This window comes from Vogesella facilis (genome assembly GCF_042648525.1).
Classification (GTDB): Bacteria; Pseudomonadota; Gammaproteobacteria; order Burkholderiales; family Chromobacteriaceae; genus Vogesella; species Vogesella facilis.
The window spans coordinates 347962-365461 of sequence record NZ_JBHRXN010000036.1; the positions used below are offsets into that span (position 1 = coordinate 347962).

Genomic DNA, 17500 nt, shown 5'->3' on the forward strand with positions numbered 1-17500 from the left:
TTGCTTTTCCGGATGCGGCCAACGTTGGCCGCATCAGCGCCAGCGGCGTAGCAGCAACGAATTGCTGACCACCGACACCGAGCTGGCCGCCATCGCCGCGCCGGCCAGCACCGGGTTGAGCAGTCCCAGCGCCGCCAACGGAATGCCCAGCACGTTGTAGACGAAGGCGAAAAACAGGTTCTGGCGAATCTTGCGCATGGTGGCGCGCGACAGGCGCACGGCGTCGGCCAGGTGCAGCAGGTCGCCGTGCATCAGCGTCACATCCGCCGCCTCGATCGCCACGTCGGCACCGGCGCCCATGGCGAAGCTGACATCGGCCGCCGCCAGCGCCGGCGCATCGTTGATGCCATCGCCCACCATCGCCACGCGCAGGCCCAGTGCCTGCCACTGGCGGATCTGCGCCGCCTTGTCCTGCGGGCTCTGCCCGGCATGCACTTCGGCGATGCCGGCCTGCTGCGCGATGGTGGCGGCGGTTTCCGGCTTGTCGCCGGTGAGCATCGCCACCTTCACCCCCAGCGCCGCCAGGGTCTGCACCGCCTGCGGCGAGGTTGGCCGCAGCTGGTCGGCCAGCGCCAGCAGCGCCTGCGCCTCACCGTCGCGTGCCAGCGCCAGCACCGTCTTGCCCTGCGCATACAAAGGCTGCGCCGCCGCCGGCACCGTACCCAGCACCCAGTCCGGCGTGCCCAGCTGCAGCCGGCCCACGCCCGGCAGCGTGGCTGCCACCCCCTTGCCGATGGTGGCCTCGAATGCCTCTACCGTCGCCAGCGGCAGCTGCCGCGCGCTGGCGGCGGCGAGGATGGCCTGCGCCAGCGGATGCTCGGCGCCCTGCTCCAGCGCCGCAGCCCAGCCCAGCCACTGCGCGTCGTCGCCGGCGGCCAGCGGCACGATGTCGGTCAGCTGCGGCTTGCCCACCGTCAGCGTGCCGGTCTTGTCCACCACCAGCAGATCCAGCGCCGCCGCGTGCTGCAGCGCGGTGGCGTTGCGGAACAGCACCCCGCGCCGCGCGCCGTTGCCCATGCCCACCATCACCGCGGTCGGGGTGGCCAGCCCCAGCGCGCACGGGCAGGCGATCACCAGCACTGCCACCGCATGGATGAAGGCGCGCGGCCAGTCGCCCAGCAGCCAGGCGCTCAGCAACAGCGTCGCCAGCGCGATGAGCAGCACCGCCGGCACGAACACCGCGGAAATCCTGTCCGCCAGCGCCTGGATCGGCGCCTTGCTGCCCTGCGCCTCGGCCACCGCGCGCACGATGGCGGCCAGCTGCGTGTGGCTGCCCACGCCGCGGGCGCGCACTTTCAGCATGCCGCCGCTGTTCTGGGTGCCGGCGTAGACGCGGTCGCCGACGGTGCGCTCCACCGGCAGGCTCTCGCCGGTGAGCAGGCTTTCGTCCAGCACCGCATTGCCGGCCTCGACTTCGCCATCCACCGCCAGCCGCTCGCCGTGGCGCACGATCACCAGGTCGTCCGCCTGCAGCTGGGCGATCGGCAGCTCCAGCAGCTGGCCGTCGCGCTCCACCCGCGCGGTCTTGGGCGACAGCGCCAGCAGGCTTTCGATGGCGCCGGCGGTGCGGCGCTTGGCGCGCGCCTCCAGCAGCTTGCCCAGCAGCACCAGGGTGATGATCACCGCGCTGGCTTCAAAATAGACATACAAATCGTGGCGCCCGGCCACGGTGACCCATGCCGACCACAGCCAGGCCATGCTGGTGCCCAGCGCCACCAGCACATCCATATTGGCGCCGCCGCCGCGCAGCGCCAGATAGGCGCCGCGGTAGAAGCGCCAGCCCACCAGCAGCTGCACCGGGGTGGCCAGTGCCAGCTGCCAGGCACGCGGCAGCCAGCCGTGGTGGCCACCGCCGCTGGCCATCATCCACATCTCGCCGGCGAACGGCAGCGTCAGCAGCAGCGACAGGCCGAACCAGGCCAGCTCGCGGTGGTACTGCCGCTGCGCCGTCTGCTCGCGCTCGGCACTGTCGTCGCTTTGCAGCGTAGCGTCGTAGCCGGCGCGGCGCACCGCGGCGATCAGCGCGTCCGGCTGCAGGCTGCCGGCGGCAAAGCGCACGCTGGCGGTCTCGGTGGCGAAGTTGACGCTGGCCGCCACGCCCGGCAGGCGGTTCAGCACTTTCTCGATGCGCTGCGCGCAGGCGACGCAGGTCATGCCGCTGATGGCCAGTTGCAGGCTGGCCTCCGGCACCGCGAAGCCGGCCTTGCCGATGGCGGCGCGCAAGGCGGCGACATCCTGCTGCGCCGGGTCGAAGTCGATGCGGGCGGATTCGCTGGCGAAGCTGACGCTGGCGCTGACGCCCGGCAGGCGGTCCAGCACTTTTTCGATGCGCTGCGCACAGGCGGCGCAGGTCATGCCACTGACGGGCAGGGTGATGGTTTGCTGATTCATGGCGATTTCCGGCGAGGGATACAGCCTCATAATATACCCCTGCAGGGTATATAGCAAAGCCGTATTCTGTCACCTGTCAGCAGCTGCCCGGCCACGCGGCGCGGCACTGCTTTGCGCACCGCGTTGCCGCCTGCGCCTGCGCCGTCGCCCGGCCACGGCACTTGCCCGCTGCCGCGCCCTGCACTCCTCAGCCAGGCACAGGGCTCACCAGGTTGGCCGCAAGCGGCAGGCCGCGCCTGTTGCGGCCAACCTTACAGCCAGCGCCGGCGCCAGAAGACGAAGCCCAGCAGCAGCGCGATCAGCGCCATGCCGGCCATCACGCCGAAGTAGCCGTAGCGCCAGTGCAGCTCCGGCATATTGTCGAAGTTCATCCCGTAGATGCCAGCGATCAGCGTCAGCGGCATGAAGATGATGGTGATCACCGTCAGCACCCGCATCTGCACGTTGAGGCGGTTGGATTGCGCCGACATGTACAGCTCCAGCATGCCGGAGATCACCTCGCGCGCGGTTTCCAGCGATTCGATCAGGTGCAGGGTGTGGTCGAAGGCATCGCGCAGGTACAGCAGCGTGCCGGGCTGGAAGAACACGTGCTCGCCGCGGGTCAGCACGTTCAGCACCTCGCGCAGCGGCACCAGCGCCCGCCGCAGGCGCATCGCCTCCTGCTTCTGGCGCTGGATGCGCGCCAGGATGAAGCGGTCGTGGCCGGACAACACCTGCTTGTCCAGCTGCTCCACATTGGCGTTGAACTGGTCGATGACGCCGAAGTAGTCGTCGATGATGGCGTCCAGCAGGCCGTAGGCCAGGTAGTCGGCGCCCTGCTGCCGCAGTTGGCCGCGGCCCTGCTGCAGCCGCTCGCGCAGCGCGGTGAACACGCCCAGCGGCTGGGTCTGGAAGCTCAGCACGAAGCCCTGACCGATCACCAGATACACCTGGTCGTGCTGCAGGCGCTGGCTGTCCGGCTGGTAGCGGTACACCCGGGTGGCGATGAACAGGTAGCTGCCGTAGTCGTCCACCTTGGGGCGCTGCCGGCTGTTGAGGATGTCTTCCAGCACCAGCGGGTGCAGGCCGAAGCGCTGGCCGATCGCCTGCATCAGCGCCGGGTCGGTCAGGCCGTACACGTTCAGCCACAGCACCGGCAGCTGCGGCCGGTAGGCCAGCCCTTCTTCCGGCGTGGCGAACACCGTCTCGCGGCACTCGGCGGCGTTGTATTCGATCAGCGAGATGCGGCTGGCCAGCGCCGGGGCATCGCCTGCCGGCAGCAGCGTGCCCGGCGGCTCGCCCAGGGTGGGAAAACGCGGTTTCAGTTGGGGATGACGCATACGGCTCCACACAGACAAACGGCCGTGGCAGTTGCTGCACACGGCCGGTACCCGGCGGCCAAGGCGGCCGCCTGGCCGGGCTTATTCGCCGCGCATTTCCAGTGCCACGCCGATGTCGCGCCACTGGCCGATTTCCTGCTTGAACGCCGCGGTGGTCAGCGGGTTGGCCGCCAGCCAGCTCTTGCCCACCGTCAGCGCGTAGCCGTTGAGGGTGCGACGCAGGCCGTGGATGGCCTCGACTTCCACCGGGTTGCGGCTGCGGCAGAACAGCGCCGCCAGGCGCAGCGCCAGCACCGCCGGCCACAGCGTCTCGTCGCCCACCTCCTTCAGCATCTTGCCCATGTCGCCGCGATGGCCCAGCACGATGGTGGCCAGCTGGCTCTGCTCGCGGCGCGAGAAGCCCGGCATGTCGGCATTGCTGAGGATGTAGGCGGAGTGCTTGTGGTAGGCGGTGTGCGCGATGGACAGGCCGATCTCGTGCACCCGCGCCGCCCAGATCACCCGCTTGAGCATGTCCTCGTCCAGCGGTTCGCCGGCCACCATGCGGTACAGCCGCTCGGCTAGGCGGGTTACCCGCTCGGACTGCGCGGTATCGACGTGATAACGGCGCTTGAACTGGGCAATGGTGGAATCCCGCATGTCCTTCTCCCGCTGGCGACCGAGCAGGTCGTACAGCACGCCGTCGCGCAGTGCACCGTCGGTAACGATCATGCGCTCCACCGCCAGCGATTCAAACACCGCGATCATGATCGCCAGCCCGCCCGGCAGCACCGGCGCGCGGTCGGCCTTCAGGCCGTTGAGGTCGATGTTGCGGATGTCGCCGCAACGCAGCAGCGCCTCGCGCAGCCGCTTCATGCCGGCCAGGGTGATCTCGCCGCCGAACCAGTCGTTGATTTCCATGATGTCGCGCAGCGAGCGCGCGGTGCCGGAGGTACCCACCGCCAGCTGCCATTCGCTGGTCGGGTACTGGTGGGCAATGCGCTGGATCTCGTTGCGTGCGGCCAACTCGGCGTCGCGGAACGCACTCTTGCTGATCTTGCCGTCGACGAAGAAGCGCTTGCTGAAGGTGACGCAGCCCAGCGGCAGGCTCTCGGTCACCTGTGCCTTGTACTGGCTGCCGATGATGAACTCGGTGGAACCGCCGCCGATGTCCACCACCAGCCGGCGCTCCTTGGTGGCCGGCAGCGTGTGCGCGGCGCCGAGGTAGATCAGGCGCGCCTCTTCGCGGCCGGCGATGATCTCGATCGGGAAGCCCAGCAGGCGCTCGGCCTCGACGATGAACGCCGGCGCATTGCGCGCCACACGCAGCGTGTTGGTGCCCACCACGCGCACCTGCTTCGGGTCCAGCCCGCGCAGCCGCTCGCCGAAACGCGCCATGCAGCCCAGCGCGCGGCCCAGCGTTTCTTCGTCCAGGGTCTTGTCTTCTTGCAAACCGCCGCCCAGGCGCACGGTTTCTTTCAGGGAATCCAGGGTATACAGCTGGTCATCTACCACACGGGAAATCTGCAGCCGGAAGCTGTTGGAACCCATGTCCACGGTAGCCAGCACGTCAAACGGGGGCGTGACGGTACTCAAAAAGCTCACCCCTTGTCGGAGATTGGTTGAATAAAAAAACGGCGGTAACAATGTTACCGCCGTTCGATGGAGTGGTGCACGCTTATTGGGCGGCATCGCCCAGCGATTCGCGCTTCTTTTCTTCCAGCGTGGTGTGGCGGATGTCCTTGCCCTTCACCAGGTACACCACGTATTCCGAGATGTTCTTGGCGTGATCGCCGATGCGCTCGATGGCCTTGCACAGGAACAGGGTGTCGATGGAGGTGCTGATGGTGCGCGGGTCTTCCATCATGAAGGTGATCTGCGCGCGCAGCTCGGACGAGTAATCCTGGTCCAGCAGCACGTCTTCCTCCGCCAGCTCCACCGCGGCGGTCGGGTCCAGGCGGGCAAAGGCGTCCAGCGCGCGATGCAGCATGGCGATGGCGGTGTCCGCCATCTTGGCGGCCTCGCGGAAGCGCGGTGCCGGCATGCGCGAACCCTGGCACAGGTCGCGGCCAACGCGGGCGATCTTCTGCGCCTCGTCGCCGATGCGCTCCAGGTCGGTAATGGTCTTGATCACCGTCACCACCATGCGCAGGTCGCTGGCCGCCGGCTGGCGGCGCACGATGATGTGCTGGCAGTCTTCGTCGATCTGCACTTCCAGCGCATTGACCTTGGCGTCGTCGGCGATCACCCGCTCCAGGCGCGCCACGTCGCCCTCTTGCAAGGCGTCCATCGCGGCGCGGATCTGCTGCTCTACCAGCCCGCCCATCTGCAGCACGCGGGTGCGGATGGTTTCGAGCTCCAGGTCATACTGTTTGGAAAGATGTTCGGGCATGTCAGACCTCGGTCAGAATTTCGACGTAACGACGTAGCGTAACCCAGCTTTGTGACAGGCAGATTGCAACTCCCGCAATTCCGACGCCCGTGCCGGCTGGCCCCCCAAGGTTGGCCGCAACGCACTGTCCATCCCACGCGTCCGGCCTTGAACCATGACAACCGCCACAGCCGGCCAGCGCCATGCGGCCATGAAAAAATGCTGCCTACCCGCGCAGGTAGACAGCATTCCACAGCGCGACGGCGACGCGGCTTAGCGGTATTCCTTCACCCCGTCCGGCGTGCCCAGCAGCAGCACGTCGGCGCGGCGCGCGGCGAACAGGCCGTTGGTCACCACGCCCACGATCTGGTTGATCTGCTGCTCCAGCTTCACCGGCTCGGCAATCTGCAGGCCGTGCACGTCGAGGATGATGTTGCCGTTGTCGGTGGTGACGCCCATGCGCCATTCCGGCTGGCCGCCCAGCTTCACCAGCTCGCGTGCCACGTGGCTGCGCGCCATCGGGATCACCTCCACCGGCAGCGGGAAGTTGCCCATGATCGTCACATACTTGCTGGCATCGGCGATGCAGATGAACTGCTGCGCCACCGCGGCCACGATCTTCTCGCGCGTCAGCGCCGCGCCGCCGCCCTTGATCATGTGCAGCTGGTGGTTCACCTCGTCGGCGCCGTCCACGTACACCGGCACTTCGTCCGGGCCGACGCTGTTCAGGTCCAGCACCGCGATGCCGAGCTGTTTCAGCCGCTGGCTGCTGGCCTCGGAGCTGGACACCGCGCCCTTGATGCGGCCCTTGATCTTGGCCAGCTCGTCGATGAAGAAATTGACGGTGCTGCCGGTGCCGACACCGACGATGCAGTCTTCCGGTACAAACTTGATGGCGGCCTGCGCCACCTGCTGTTTCAGCTGGTTCTGGTCCATGATTCGCTCCGCGGTTTTCAGGTGTTTGGTGTTATGAATTTGCTGCGGCCAACGTTGCCGCCAGGCCTAGCCGGCAATAGGCACCAGCAGGCATACCGCCTGGGTTTCTATCGCCTCGGCACGGCCGAGGTAGCCCAGCTTCTCGTTGGTCTTGCCCTTGACGTTGACGCAGCCGATCTCGATGTCCAGCAGCGCGGCGATGCGCGCGCGGATGGCGTCGATGTGCGGCGCCAGCTTGGGCTGCTGCGCAATGATGGTGCTGTCCACGTTCAGCAGCTGCCAGCCGGCGGCGCGCACGCGGCGCATCGCTTCCTGCAGCAGCACGCCGCTGTCGGCGCCCTTGAAGGTGGGATCGGTGTCCGGAAAATGGCGGCCGATGTCGCCCAGCGCCGCGGCGCCCAGCAGCGCGTCGGTAATGGCGTGCAGCAACGCGTCGGCATCGGAATGCCCGAGCAGGCCCTTGTCGTGCGGGATGGTCACCCCGCCCAGGATCAGCGGCCGCCCCTCCACCAGGCGATGCACGTCGTAGCCCTGGCCAATGCGAAACGGGGTCATGCTTGCTCCTTTCTTGCCGCCAGAATGGCCGCCGCCAGCGCCAGATCGTCCGGCCAGGTCACTTTGAAATTCTGCGCTTCGCCCAGCACCAGCCGCGGTGCGTGGCCCAGCAGTTCGATGGCGGAGGCTTCGTCGGTAATCGCCGGGTTGGCCGCATCGGCCAGCGCCGCGGCCAGCAGGCCGGCGCGGAACATCTGCGGCGTCTGCGCCAGCCACAGCCCGTCACGCGGCACGGTGGCGGCGATGCGCGCGGCGGCATCGCCCTGCTTCACGGTGTCGGCCACCGGCTGCGCCAGGATGCCGCCCACCGCGTCGTCGCCGATATCGGCGAGCAGCCGCGCCAGCGCCTGCGGCGACAGGCAGCAGCGCGCGGCATCGTGCACCAGCAGCCAGTCGTCTGCTGCCGGCGCCAGCGCCGCCAGGCCATTGGCCACGCTTTCGGCACGGCTGGCGCCGCCGACGCGCAGCACCATCAGCTTGGGCAGCGGCCAGTCGAAGCTGTCGAACCATTCATCGCCCGGCGAGATCACCACCGCCACCTGGTCGATGGCAGGGTGGGCCGCCAGCACCACCAGCGTGTGCGCCAGCAAAGGTTGGCCGCCGATGTCCAGGTATTGCTTGGGCGTGGCCGAGCCGAAGCGGCTGCCGTGGCCGGCCGCCGGTACCAGCGCGATGCGTCGGGGCATGTTGGCTGCGCTCAAGCCGGCTGCTCGCTGGGCGGGTTTTCGATGCTGCGCCACAGGCAGCTGCCCTTGACGCTTTTATCTAGGGTATCGAGGTAGTCCTGATGCGCGGCCAGCTCCTCGGCCGAGGCGGCCAGCACGGTCAGCGGCTGGCGCTCGAAGCGGTAGCCCTGCCCGCCGCTGCCATCGGCGGCGTCGCCGTAGCCGATGTCCATCATCAGGCTTTCCTGGCCGCGGGTCATCCACAGGTAGACCTCGGCCAGCAGTTCGCAGTCGATCAGCGCGCCGTGGAAGGTACGATTGCTGCGGTCGATCTCGAAGCGGTCGCACAGCGCGTCCAGGCTGTTGCGCTTGCCGGGAAAGGTGTCGCGCGCCATCGCCAGCGTGTCGGTCACCGCCGCGCACTGCTTGTTCACCAGCGGCAGGCCCAGGCGGTTGAACTCGGCGTTGAGGAAGCCGACGTCGAACGGCGCGTTGTGGATGATCAGCTCGGCATCGTCGATGAACTCGCACAGCTCGGCGGCCACGTCGCGGAACTTGGGCTTGTCGGCGAGGAAATCCAGCGAGATGCCGTGCACGCGCTCGGCGTCCGGATCGATGTCGCGCTCCGGATGCATGTACAGGTGCAGGTGGCGGCCGGTGAGCTTGCGGTTCACCATTTCCAGGCCGGCGAATTCGATGATGCGGTGGCCCTGGTTCGGGTCCAGGCCGGTGGTTTCGGTATCGAGAATGATCTGGCGCATAACTGTTCTACAAGGTTGGCCGCATCAGCGCAGGCTGGCGACGCCGGCATTGGCCAGCTGGTCGGCGCGTTCGTTGAATTCGTGGCCGGCATGGCCCTTCACCCAGCGCCAGTCCACCTGGTGCCGGTTACGCAGCTCGTCCAGCTGCTGCCACAGGTCGGCGTTCTTCACCGGCTCCTTGTTGCTGGTGATCCAGCCGCGCTTCTTCCAGCCGTGAATCCACTCGCTGATGCCTTTTTGCACGTACTGCGAGTCGGTGTGCACCACGATGCGGCACGGGCGCTTCAGCACTTCCAGGCCGCGGATCACCGCGGTGAGTTCCATGCGGTTGTTGGTGGTGTTGCGCTCGCCGCCGAACATTTCCTTTTCCTTGCCCTGGTAGCGCAGCAGCACGCCCCAGCCGCCGGGGCCGGGGTTGCCCTTGCAGGCGCCGTCCGGGTAGATCTCGACGATAGTGTCGTCAGCCATGTGGTATCTCGTCCTGCACAGATTGTTTAACGGGATGGCGCTCGTTGCCGCCGGCCACCATCAGGCCGCTGCCGGCCTTGGCCGGCTTCCAGTTGGGCATGATCAGGCGCATGCCGCGCTGGCGCTTGACGGCCTCAATGCCGTACACGCCGGCCAGCAGCGGCCAGCCGCGCTCGCCGATGCTGTCCATGAATTGCCAGCGCGCCAGCCAGTCGCCGCGCGCGAAAGGCGGCGAGTATGCCATGAAGGCGCTGCCGGTGGGCTCCAGTTGCAGCAGCGTCATCCAGTCGCGGATACGCGCCGGGGTGAAGAAGTTGCCGCTCCACGGCGCATCGCGCTTGCCGCGCAGCAGCCGGCAGATGCCCCACAGCGATGCCGGGTTGAAACCGGTGAGCACCAGCCGCCCTTCCGGCACCAGCACCCGCTCCGCCTCGCGCAGCACCTGGTGCGGCTCGCTGGTAAAATCCAGCGCATGCGGCAGCACCAGCAGGTCCAGGCTGCGGCTGTCGAACGGCAGGAAGGCGGCGTCGCAGATCACGTCCGCGCCCGCCTCCGGCCCGGCATAGCCATGCCAGGGAATGCGGTTGCAGGCCAGGAAATCGTAGTCGCTGAGCCCGACCTGAACCGCGCGAAAGCCAAACGTATCGGCCACCGCGCGGTCGAAAAACACCTGCTCGCGGCATAGCAGGTATTGTCCCAGTTCCGAGCTGGCCAGCCAGTCAGCAAATGCTTCCATTGTTTCGGGGTAACCCATGGCCGACATTATTCGCCTCACACCGGTTTGTGCCTTTGCCGATAATTATATCTGGGTTTTGCACGACACTACCCGCGCCATTGCCGTCGATCCGGGCGATGCCGCACCGCTGCAGGCCTTCCTGGATGAACACCGCTTGCAGCTTGATGCCGTGTGGGTCACCCACCATCACGCCGACCACATCGGCGGCCTGCCGGCGCTGCTGGCATGTTGGCCGCAGCTGGACATCTACGGCCCGCCGGGGGTGGCGCACATCAATCAACCGGTGATGGCCGGCAGCGAACTGCTGGCGTTCGGCCAGCCGGCCAGCGTGCTGGCGGTGCCCGGCCATACCGCCAATCACCTGGCTTTCTTGTGGGGCCAGCACCTGTTCTGCGGCGACACGCTGTTCGGCGCCGGCTGCGGCCGCGTGTTCGACGGCACGCCGGCGCAGCTGCACCAGTCGCTGATGCAACTGGCGGCGCTGCCGGAGGACACGCTGTGCTACCCGGCGCACGAATACACCCTGTCCAACCTGCAGTTCGCGCTGGCGGTGGAGCCGGACAATCCGGCGCTGCAGGCGCGCTGGCAGCAGGATCAGGCCAGCCGCCACGCGCTGCGGCCAACCTTGCCCAGCCGCCTGGCACTGGAAAAGGCCACCAATCCGTTTTTGCGTACCGAAATCAAGGCGGTAGCAGCGGCGGCCAAGCGGCAAGCCGGTAAAGACCTTGCCGATGGCGAGGCCATTTTTGCCACACTGCGCGAGTGGAAAAACCACTTTCGGCCGGCATGAATTCACCCCCTGCCGACAAATGCCGTTGCCAACGATAAATATCGACTAAAACACAGAAAAATCATGCTTTAAGGTGAAGTTTCGCGTTTGACTGTCCGCCCTTGCGTGTTAGCATCGCCCGATACGGAATACAGGCTCAGGTCCATGAAAAAGCTTACCCCGCTCGCATTGTCGGTTTCCCTCGCATTCGTGCTGTCACCGGCGCACGCCAACAGCAGCAATGTCAGTCTGAACCCGCCGCAACGCAGCGTGGACGACGGCCTGGCCGCCGGCCTCGACATGATGCTGCTCAACAGCAGCCTGCTGCGCAACGGCGACAGCGTGTGGCAGCGCGCCCGCGAAGGCTTCCAGATGGGCGAGGTCAACCCGGAGCTGGTACGCCAGCACGAGCGCTTTTTCAGCGCCCGCATCGATTATTTCCGCCGCACCGTCGACCGCAGCCGCAAATACCTGTTCTTCATCATGAACGAGGTGGAACGCCGCGGCATGCCCACCGAGATCGCGCTGCTGCCGGTAGTGGAAAGCGCCTTTGTGCCCACCGCGCAGTCGCAGGTCGGCGCCGCCGGCCTGTGGCAGTTCATGCCGGCCACCGGCCGCCAGTACGGGCTGGAACAGACTTGGTGGTATGACGGCCGCCGCGACGTGGTGGAAGCCACCCGCGCCGCGCTGGATTACCTGCAAAACCTGTACACCATGTTCGGCGACTGGAGCCTGGCGCTGGCCGCCTACAACTGGGGCGAAGGCAATCTGTCGCGCGCCATCGCCAAGGTCCGCGCCCGCGGCGAGGTGGAAAGCTACGAAAACATCCAGATGCCGAAGGAAACGCGCAACTACGTGCCCAAGCTGCTGGCCGTGCGCAACCTGCTGCAGGAGCCGGAGAAGTTCGGTCTGCGGCTGGCACCACTGCCCAACAAGCCCTCGTTCGTTGCCGTGGCCACCGGCCGCCACATGAACATCGACATCGCCGCGCGGCTGGCCGAGATGTCGGTGGCCGAATTCAAGGAGCTCAACCCGGCGTTCAACCTGCCGGTGTATGCGCACAAGAACGGCCGCCAGATGCTGCTGCCGGAAAACAAGCTGCACAAGTTCGAGACCAATCTGGCCAAGTGGGACAAGCCGCTGCTGACCTGGCAGGTACACGTGCCGGATAGCGACACCAGCGCCAGCGAACTGGCCAGCCGTTTCGAGATGAACCCGAACGAGCTGATAACCGCCAACAATCTCAAGGCCAGCAACACCCTGCCGGCCGGCCGGCCGGTACTGGTGGCGCTGCATGGCAACGGCAATGCCGCGCCGGCGCTGGACGCCACCGATATCGCCGCCCCGGCCAGCGAGGCCGCCACGCTGGTCGCCTTCGCCGCCAACGCCGCCCCGACCCCGGCAACAGTCGCCGCCCCAGTGCAGCCTGTTGCCAGCGTCACGCCGGCCAACCTGGTCAGCAAGCCGCAAAGCGTAGCCGTCGACAGCAAGCCGGCTGAAACTGCCAAGCCGCCAGTCACTGCCATCGCCACCGTAGTGCCCCCCGTCAAACCGGTTGCAAGCGCGGTGATGGTAGCCGATAGCAAGCCGCAGACGGCTGCGGCCAACATGGTCGCTAGCGTGGCCGTAAGCGCGGCCGACGGCAAGATGCTGGCAAACAGCACCGTGCTCGCCGCCGCCAGCCCAGCACCTCGCGCAGTCGAGGCCAAGCCGGAAGTACGCAGCGAAGCGCCGCGCGTCGTGATCCGCGTCGACAACAGCAAGCCGGAACGTAGCGAAGCGGTGCGCATCATTACCCGCAACGACGGCAACGTTGGCCGCGAACTGCTGCTGGCCAGCCCGGACCGGGTGGTGACCGCCAGCGCCGGCCTGCATACCGTGGCTGCCGGCGATACCCTGTTCAATATCTCGCGCCGCTACGGCATGACCGTCACCGATCTGAAACAGCTCAACGGCCTGGACGACAACGCCATCAAGCTGGGGCAGAACCTGAAAGTGCTGAGCAGCCAGCAGCCCACCACCGCGCTGGCCAGCAGTGCGGCCAGCCCGTTGCGCACCGTGTCCTATAGCGTGCGCCAGCCGGCGGCCGGCCCGGTGCCGACCGACTACGTGGTGCAGCGCGGCGATACCGTGTTCAGCATCGCCCGCAAATTCAGCGTGTCGCACACCGACATCCTGCGCTGGAACGACCCGGAGCAGCTAACCCGGCTGCAACCCGGCCAGAAAGTCCGCGTGCTGGCGGAGGCCGATGGCCTGTAAGCCCGGCAGCCCACGCGGCCTGGCCGCCCCAGCAACAAGGCCGCAGCAGATGCTGCGGCCTTGTGCTTTCTACCTTCCGCGCGCGGCGGCCTACTCCGGCGCCTTGCTGTCCAGCCAGATGGTCACCGGGCCATCATTCACCAGCGCTACCTGCATGTCGGCACCGAACACGCCGGTGGGCACCGGCTTGTCCAGCGCGGCCTGCAGTTCACCCACGAAGCGCTCGAACAGCGGCTGCGACACCTCCGGCCGCGCCGCGCGGCTGTAGCCAGGGCGGTTGCCTTTCTTGATACTGGCAAACAGCGTGAACTGGCTGACCGCCAGCACATCGCCACCGGCATCCAGCACCGAGCGGTTCATCACCCCGTCGGCATCGTTGAAAATGCGCAGCTGGCTGATCTTGCGTACCAGCCAGCCGATGTCGTCGTCGCCGTCACTGCCTTCCACGCCCACCAGCAACAGCAGCCCGGCATCGATGCTGCCCACCACTTCCCCTGCCACCGTCACCGACGCCTGTGTCACCCGTTGCACCAGAACTCGCATTTCACCCTCCCATCATTGGACGCGACATTCTAAAATGAGCGCCCACCTCCCAGACAAGGATTCGCCATGCTGATGGTCGTTTCGCCAGCCAAAACGCTGGACTACGAGACCCCCGCCCACACCGCGCAGTTCACCCAGCCGGATTTTCTCGCCCACAGCGCGGCGCTGATCCAGGTGCTGCGCACGCAAAGCCCGGCGCAGCTGGGCCAGCTGATGGACATCAGCCCGGCGCTGGCCGACCTGAACGTTGGCCGCTACCACGACTGGACGCCGGACTTCACCCCGGCCAATGCCAAGCAGGCGGTACTGGCCTTCATGGGCGATGTCTACGCGGGGCTGGACGCGGCCAGCCTGTCCGAGCCGGAATTGCAGTGGCTGCAGCAGCATCTGCGCATCCTGTCCGGCCTGTACGGCCTGCTGCGCCCGCTGGACCTGATGCAGGCGTACCGCCTGGAAATGGGCACCCGGCTGGCCAACCCGCGCGGCCGGAACCTGTATGAATTCTGGGGCAGCATCGTCACCGACGAACTCAACCGCCTGCTGGCGCAGCACGCGTTTCCACAGCTGGTGAACCTGGCCTCGGACGAATACTTCAAGTCGGTGAAACCCAAGCAGCTACAGGGCCGGCTGATCACCCCGGTGTTCCAGGATCTGAAAAACGGCCAGTACAAGATCATCAGTTTCTACGCCAAGCGCGCACGCGGGCTGATGGCGCGCTGGGCGGTGAAACACGGCATTGCCGATGCGCAGGCACTGCTGGATTTCAACGCCGAGGGCTACGCCTTCGCGCCGGACGCCTCCAGCGAAAACACCTGGGTGTTCCGCCGCGACCCGGCGGCGCAGTAAGCCCCTGCCAGGTTGGCCGCAAACCTGCGGCCAACCTGGCGCCTACAAGCGAACCTCGTTGTCGGGCACGCCCCGCTGCACAAACGCCGTAGCATTGCCCAGCGTGGTGCTGGCGATATTGTGCAGCGCCTCGGCGGTGAGAAAGCCCTGGTGCGAGGTAACCAGCACATTGGGAAAGGTCAGCAGCCGCGCCAGCTGGTCGTCCTGCAGCCCGGTATCCGACAGGTTCTGGAAGAACACCCCCTCCTCCATCTCGTACACATCCAGCCCGACCCCGCCCAGATGACCGGCTTTCAGCGCCTCGATCAGCGCGGCACTGTCCACCAGGCCGCCGCGGCTGGTATTGATCAGTACGCTACCCGGCTTCATCGCCGCCAGTGCCGACTGGTCGATCAGGTGCCGCGTCTGCGCCAGCAGCGGCAGGTGCAGGCTCACCACGTCGGCCTCGGCCAGCAGCTGCGCCTGCGGCACGTAACTGAACCCCAGCCGCGCCGCCAGCGCCGCATCCGGCTGCACATCGCTGGCCAGCACCCGCATGCCGAAGCCGCGGGCGATGGCGATGGCGGCTTCGCCGATGCGGCCGGTACCGATCGCGCCAAAGGTCTTGCCATGCAGGTCGAAGCCCACCAGCCCGTCCAGCGAGAAATCCATCTCCCGCACCCGCACATAGGCCTTGTGGATGCGGCGGTTCACCGCCATCAGCAGCGCGAAGGCGTGCTCGGCCACCGCGTGCGGCGAATAGGCCGGCACCCGCGCCACGCGGATGCCGTGACGGGCGCAGGCGGCCAGGTCCACGCCGTTGTAGCCGGCGCAGCGCAGCAGCACCAGCTTGACGCCGAGTGCGGCCAACCTGGCCACCACCGCGGCCCCCAGCCGGTCGTTGACGAACGGGCATACCGCGTCGTAGCCGGCGGCCAGCTCCACCGTGGCGACATCGAGGCGCGGCTCGAAATACTGCAGCTGGTGCTGCGCCACCAGGTTGGCCGCATCCAGCGCCAGCCGGTCGTAGTGTTTGGTATCGAAAACGGCGATCTTCATCCGGTTAACTCCTGGCAATTCGTTCCGCAAACGCAACAGCATACACCAGCGCCGCGCGGCAAACGCTGCGTGCCGCCATGGCAAAATCGGCGCCATTTATAAGCGCCTACTAACGAATGAGTGCAGCTTGACTTCGATCAAACGGATAAGAGGCCAGCCCCCGCCCCCGTCGATATGATGCGCAGCTGTCACTGTCAGCAGGCTAGACCATGAAAAAGAATTTACCGGTAAGCGGCGTGGAAACCCCGTTCGAATCGGGCATCATCGTTACCCGCACCGACCTCAAGGGGGCGGTCAGCTATGCCAACGATGCCTTCGTCGCCATTTCCGGCTTCAGCCGGGATGAGCTGCTCGGGCAAAACCACAATATCGTCCGCCACCCGGACATGCCGCCGGTGCTGTTCGACGACCTGTGGCGCACCATCAAGGACGGCCACTGCTGGCGCGGCCTGGTGAAGAATCGCTGCAAGAACGGCAACCACTACTGGGTGGATGCCTTCGTGGTGCCGATCAAGGAAAAGGGCCAGATCAGCGGCTATATGTCGGTGCGCGCGCCGGCCACCCGCGACGCCATCCGCCAGGCCGAAGCCAGCTACCCGCAGCTACTGCAAGGCGCCCCGCTGCGCAAACCGGCGCCACGCGGCCGGCTGCTGGCGCGCTTCCAGACCCTGTACGCCGCTGGCATGACCGGCCTGGCCGCCGGCGCCGGCGTGCTGCTGGGCGGCTCCGCCGGCTGGACATTGGCCGCCGGCAGCATCGCGCTCAGCAGCGGCTGGCTGTGGCTGGAGCAGCGCCGCCGCCGGCAGCAGCGGCGCCTGCTGAGCGCCTGCTTCAATATCGCCGAAGGCAAACTCACCAATACGCTGGACATCGATGCCGCCGGCGAGCTGGGGCGGCTGGAAACCGCGCTGGCCTATATGCAGGTGCATCTGAAAGTGATGCTGGACGATGTGCAACTGACCGCGCATGAAGTCGCCGGCGAAACCGACCGCATGCAGCACGCGATCGCCGACATCCACCAGCGCATGGCGGCGGCCAACGGCAGCGTGCTGCAGATGAGCGCATCGATCGAAGAGCTGTCCGCCTCGATCGAACAGGTCTCGCAGAATGCGGCGGAAACCGCCGCCTTGAGCCTGCAGTCGCAGCAGCAGCTGCAGCACGGTGCCGCCGAGATGGAAACCGCGCACCAGCGCGGCGCCGCGGCCGCCGGCACGGTGGAAAGCACGCAGGGAGTGATTACCGAACTGACCACCGCCATCACCGGCATTACCGTGGTGACGCAGACCATTCATGACATCGCCGAACAGACCAATCTGCTGGCGCTGAATGCCGCCATCGAGGCCGCGCGCGCCGGCGAATCCGGCCGCGGTTTTGCCGTGGTGGCGGACGAGGTGCGCAAACTGGCCGAACGCACCAGCAGCAGCACCGATGAAATCAACACCCTGGTCGCCAACGTGCGCGGCGCAGCGGACAGCACGGTGGGCGCCATCGCCAGCATTACCAGCCAGACCCGCGCCGGGCTGGAAGCCCAGCAGCGCACCAGCAGCCAGCTGCACGCAGTGCGCGGCGACGTAGGCAATGTGAACGGCATGATGCAGGAAATCGCCAGCGCCAATGCCCAGCAATCGGTCAGCGCCACCCACCTCGCCGAGCGCATGACGCACATCGCCGCCCAGTTCGAGGAGTCGCACCAGCATATCGATGCGGCCAACCAGACTATCCGCGTACTGGCACGGCAGGCCTGCAACCTGGCCCAGCTGGCCGGGCACTTCGAAGTCAGCTGAAGCACGCGGGCGGCGCAGGCCGCCTGCGCTGCCGACCAAGCAATGCAAAAAGCCGCAAGTCCCGAGGACTTGCGGCTTTT

General features: G+C 66.9%; 16 protein-coding genes. 4 read left to right on the forward strand and 12 right to left on the reverse strand.

Going from position 1 to position 17500, the window contains the following annotated elements; all coding sequences use genetic code 11:
- Positions 1-33 precede the first annotated feature (33 nt).
- The 10 genes from ACFOLG_RS17040 to ACFOLG_RS17085 form a co-directional block, all read right to left on the reverse strand.
- Entirely contained in the window at positions 34-2391 is a 2358-nt protein-coding gene (locus ACFOLG_RS17040; RefSeq protein ID WP_386094214.1) for a heavy metal translocating P-type ATPase, read from the reverse strand.
- A gap of 251 nt (positions 2392-2642) precedes the next feature.
- Entirely contained in the window at positions 2643-3710 is a 1068-nt protein-coding gene (gene corA, locus ACFOLG_RS17045; RefSeq protein ID WP_386094216.1) for a magnesium/cobalt transporter CorA, read from the reverse strand.
- A gap of 81 nt (positions 3711-3791) precedes the next feature.
- Positions 3792-5285: an exopolyphosphatase gene (ppx, locus tag ACFOLG_RS17050; protein WP_386094219.1), complete on the reverse strand. Its 1494-nt coding sequence runs from the start codon at positions 5283-5285 to the stop codon at positions 3792-3794.
- 82 nt (positions 5286-5367) lie between these two features.
- Entirely contained in the window at positions 5368-6081 is a 714-nt protein-coding gene (gene phoU, locus ACFOLG_RS17055; protein WP_386094222.1) for a phosphate signaling complex protein PhoU, read from the reverse strand.
- Between the two features lie 252 nt (positions 6082-6333).
- Positions 6334-6996 (reverse strand): ribose-5-phosphate isomerase RpiA, encoded by a 663-nt coding sequence (gene rpiA, locus ACFOLG_RS17060; protein WP_386094225.1) that lies wholly within the window; start codon positions 6994-6996, stop codon positions 6334-6336.
- Between the two features lie 66 nt (positions 6997-7062).
- Positions 7063-7551 (reverse strand): 2-C-methyl-D-erythritol 2,4-cyclodiphosphate synthase, encoded by a 489-nt coding sequence (gene ispF, locus ACFOLG_RS17065; protein ID WP_386094227.1) that lies wholly within the window; start codon positions 7549-7551, stop codon positions 7063-7065.
- Positions 7548-8237, reverse strand: a complete 690-nt coding sequence (ispD, locus tag ACFOLG_RS17070) for a 2-C-methyl-D-erythritol 4-phosphate cytidylyltransferase (protein WP_386094230.1) — start codon at positions 8235-8237, stop codon at positions 7548-7550. Before ispD ends, ispF begins: the two co-directional genes overlap by 4 nt.
- A gap of 11 nt (positions 8238-8248) precedes the next feature.
- Positions 8249-8977, reverse strand: a complete 729-nt coding sequence (gene dnaQ / locus ACFOLG_RS17075) for a DNA polymerase III subunit epsilon (RefSeq protein WP_386094233.1) — start codon at positions 8975-8977, stop codon at positions 8249-8251.
- A 24-nt stretch (positions 8978-9001) separates the two neighbouring features.
- Positions 9002-9445: a ribonuclease HI gene (gene rnhA, locus ACFOLG_RS17080; RefSeq protein ID WP_386094236.1), complete on the reverse strand. Its 444-nt coding sequence runs from the start codon at positions 9443-9445 to the stop codon at positions 9002-9004.
- Positions 9438-10181, reverse strand: coding sequence for a class I SAM-dependent methyltransferase (locus ACFOLG_RS17085; RefSeq protein WP_386094239.1), 744 nt, complete (start codon positions 10179-10181; stop codon positions 9438-9440). The genes rnhA and ACFOLG_RS17085 overlap by 8 nt, the downstream gene beginning before the upstream one ends.
- A 16-nt stretch (positions 10182-10197) precedes the next feature.
- Here ACFOLG_RS17085 and gloB point away from each other — a divergent pair, with 16 nt between their 5' ends.
- Positions 10198-10971 carry a hydroxyacylglutathione hydrolase gene (gloB, locus tag ACFOLG_RS17090; RefSeq protein ID WP_386094242.1) on the forward strand — a complete coding sequence of 258 codons (774 nt, stop codon included), beginning with the start codon at positions 10198-10200 and terminating at the stop codon, positions 10969-10971.
- A 144-nt stretch (positions 10972-11115) separates the two neighbouring features.
- Positions 11116-13209 (forward strand): LysM peptidoglycan-binding domain-containing protein, encoded by a 2094-nt coding sequence (locus ACFOLG_RS17095; RefSeq protein WP_386094245.1) that lies wholly within the window; start codon positions 11116-11118, stop codon positions 13207-13209.
- Positions 13210-13299: 90 nt separating this feature from the next.
- On the opposite strand, the gene dtd is transcribed toward ACFOLG_RS17095, so the two are convergent.
- Positions 13300-13752 (reverse strand): D-aminoacyl-tRNA deacylase, encoded by a 453-nt coding sequence (gene dtd, locus ACFOLG_RS17100; protein ID WP_386094248.1) that lies wholly within the window; start codon positions 13750-13752, stop codon positions 13300-13302.
- A gap of 66 nt (positions 13753-13818) precedes the next feature.
- Here dtd and yaaA point away from each other — a divergent pair, with 66 nt between their 5' ends.
- The gene (gene yaaA / locus ACFOLG_RS17105) at positions 13819-14598 is read left to right on the forward strand and encodes a peroxide stress protein YaaA (protein WP_386094251.1); all 780 of its coding nucleotides are present in this window, start codon (positions 13819-13821) and stop codon (positions 14596-14598) included.
- A 42-nt stretch (positions 14599-14640) separates the two neighbouring features.
- On the opposite strand, the gene ACFOLG_RS17110 is transcribed toward yaaA, so the two are convergent.
- The gene (locus ACFOLG_RS17110; RefSeq protein WP_386094254.1) at positions 14641-15636 is read right to left on the reverse strand and encodes a 2-hydroxyacid dehydrogenase; all 996 of its coding nucleotides are present in this window, start codon (positions 15634-15636) and stop codon (positions 14641-14643) included.
- A 209-nt stretch (positions 15637-15845) separates the two neighbouring features.
- Between ACFOLG_RS17110 and ACFOLG_RS17115 the strand changes: the two genes are divergently transcribed.
- Positions 15846-17420, forward strand: coding sequence for a methyl-accepting chemotaxis protein (locus ACFOLG_RS17115; protein WP_386094257.1), 1575 nt, complete (start codon positions 15846-15848; stop codon positions 17418-17420).
- The last annotated feature ends 80 nt before the right edge of the window (positions 17421-17500 follow it).

Coding starts and splice junctions, on each gene's coding strand:
- ACFOLG_RS17040 (WP_386094214.1), bottom strand. CDS start 2,391: ATGAATCAGCAAACCATCACCCTGCCCGTCAGTGGCATGACCTGCGCC.
- corA (WP_386094216.1), bottom strand. CDS start 3,710: ATGCGTCATCCCCAACTGAAACCGCGTTTTCCCACCCTGGGCGAGCCG.
- phoU (WP_386094222.1), bottom strand. CDS start 6,081: ATGCCCGAACATCTTTCCAAACAGTATGACCTGGAGCTCGAAACCATC.
- rpiA (WP_386094225.1), bottom strand. CDS start 6,996: ATGGACCAGAACCAGCTGAAACAGCAGGTGGCGCAGGCCGCCATCAAG.
- ispF (WP_386094227.1), bottom strand. CDS start 7,551: ATGACCCCGTTTCGCATTGGCCAGGGCTACGACGTGCATCGCCTGGTG.
- ispD (WP_386094230.1), bottom strand. CDS start 8,237: ATGCCCCGACGCATCGCGCTGGTACCGGCGGCCGGCCACGGCAGCCGC.
- dnaQ (WP_386094233.1), bottom strand. CDS start 8,977: ATGCGCCAGATCATTCTCGATACCGAAACCACCGGCCTGGACCCGAAC.
- rnhA (WP_386094236.1), bottom strand. CDS start 9,445: ATGGCTGACGACACTATCGTCGAGATCTACCCGGACGGCGCCTGCAAG.
- ACFOLG_RS17085 (WP_386094239.1), bottom strand. CDS start 10,181: ATGGAAGCATTTGCTGACTGGCTGGCCAGCTCGGAACTGGGACAATAC.
- gloB (WP_386094242.1), top strand. CDS start 10,198: ATGGCCGACATTATTCGCCTCACACCGGTTTGTGCCTTTGCCGATAAT.
- ACFOLG_RS17095 (WP_386094245.1), top strand. CDS start 11,116: ATGAAAAAGCTTACCCCGCTCGCATTGTCGGTTTCCCTCGCATTCGTG.
- dtd (WP_386094248.1), bottom strand. CDS start 13,752: ATGCGAGTTCTGGTGCAACGGGTGACACAGGCGTCGGTGACGGTGGCA.
- yaaA (WP_386094251.1), top strand. CDS start 13,819: ATGCTGATGGTCGTTTCGCCAGCCAAAACGCTGGACTACGAGACCCCC.
- ACFOLG_RS17110 (WP_386094254.1), bottom strand. CDS start 15,636: ATGAAGATCGCCGTTTTCGATACCAAACACTACGACCGGCTGGCGCTG.
- ACFOLG_RS17115 (WP_386094257.1), top strand. CDS start 15,846: ATGAAAAAGAATTTACCGGTAAGCGGCGTGGAAACCCCGTTCGAATCG.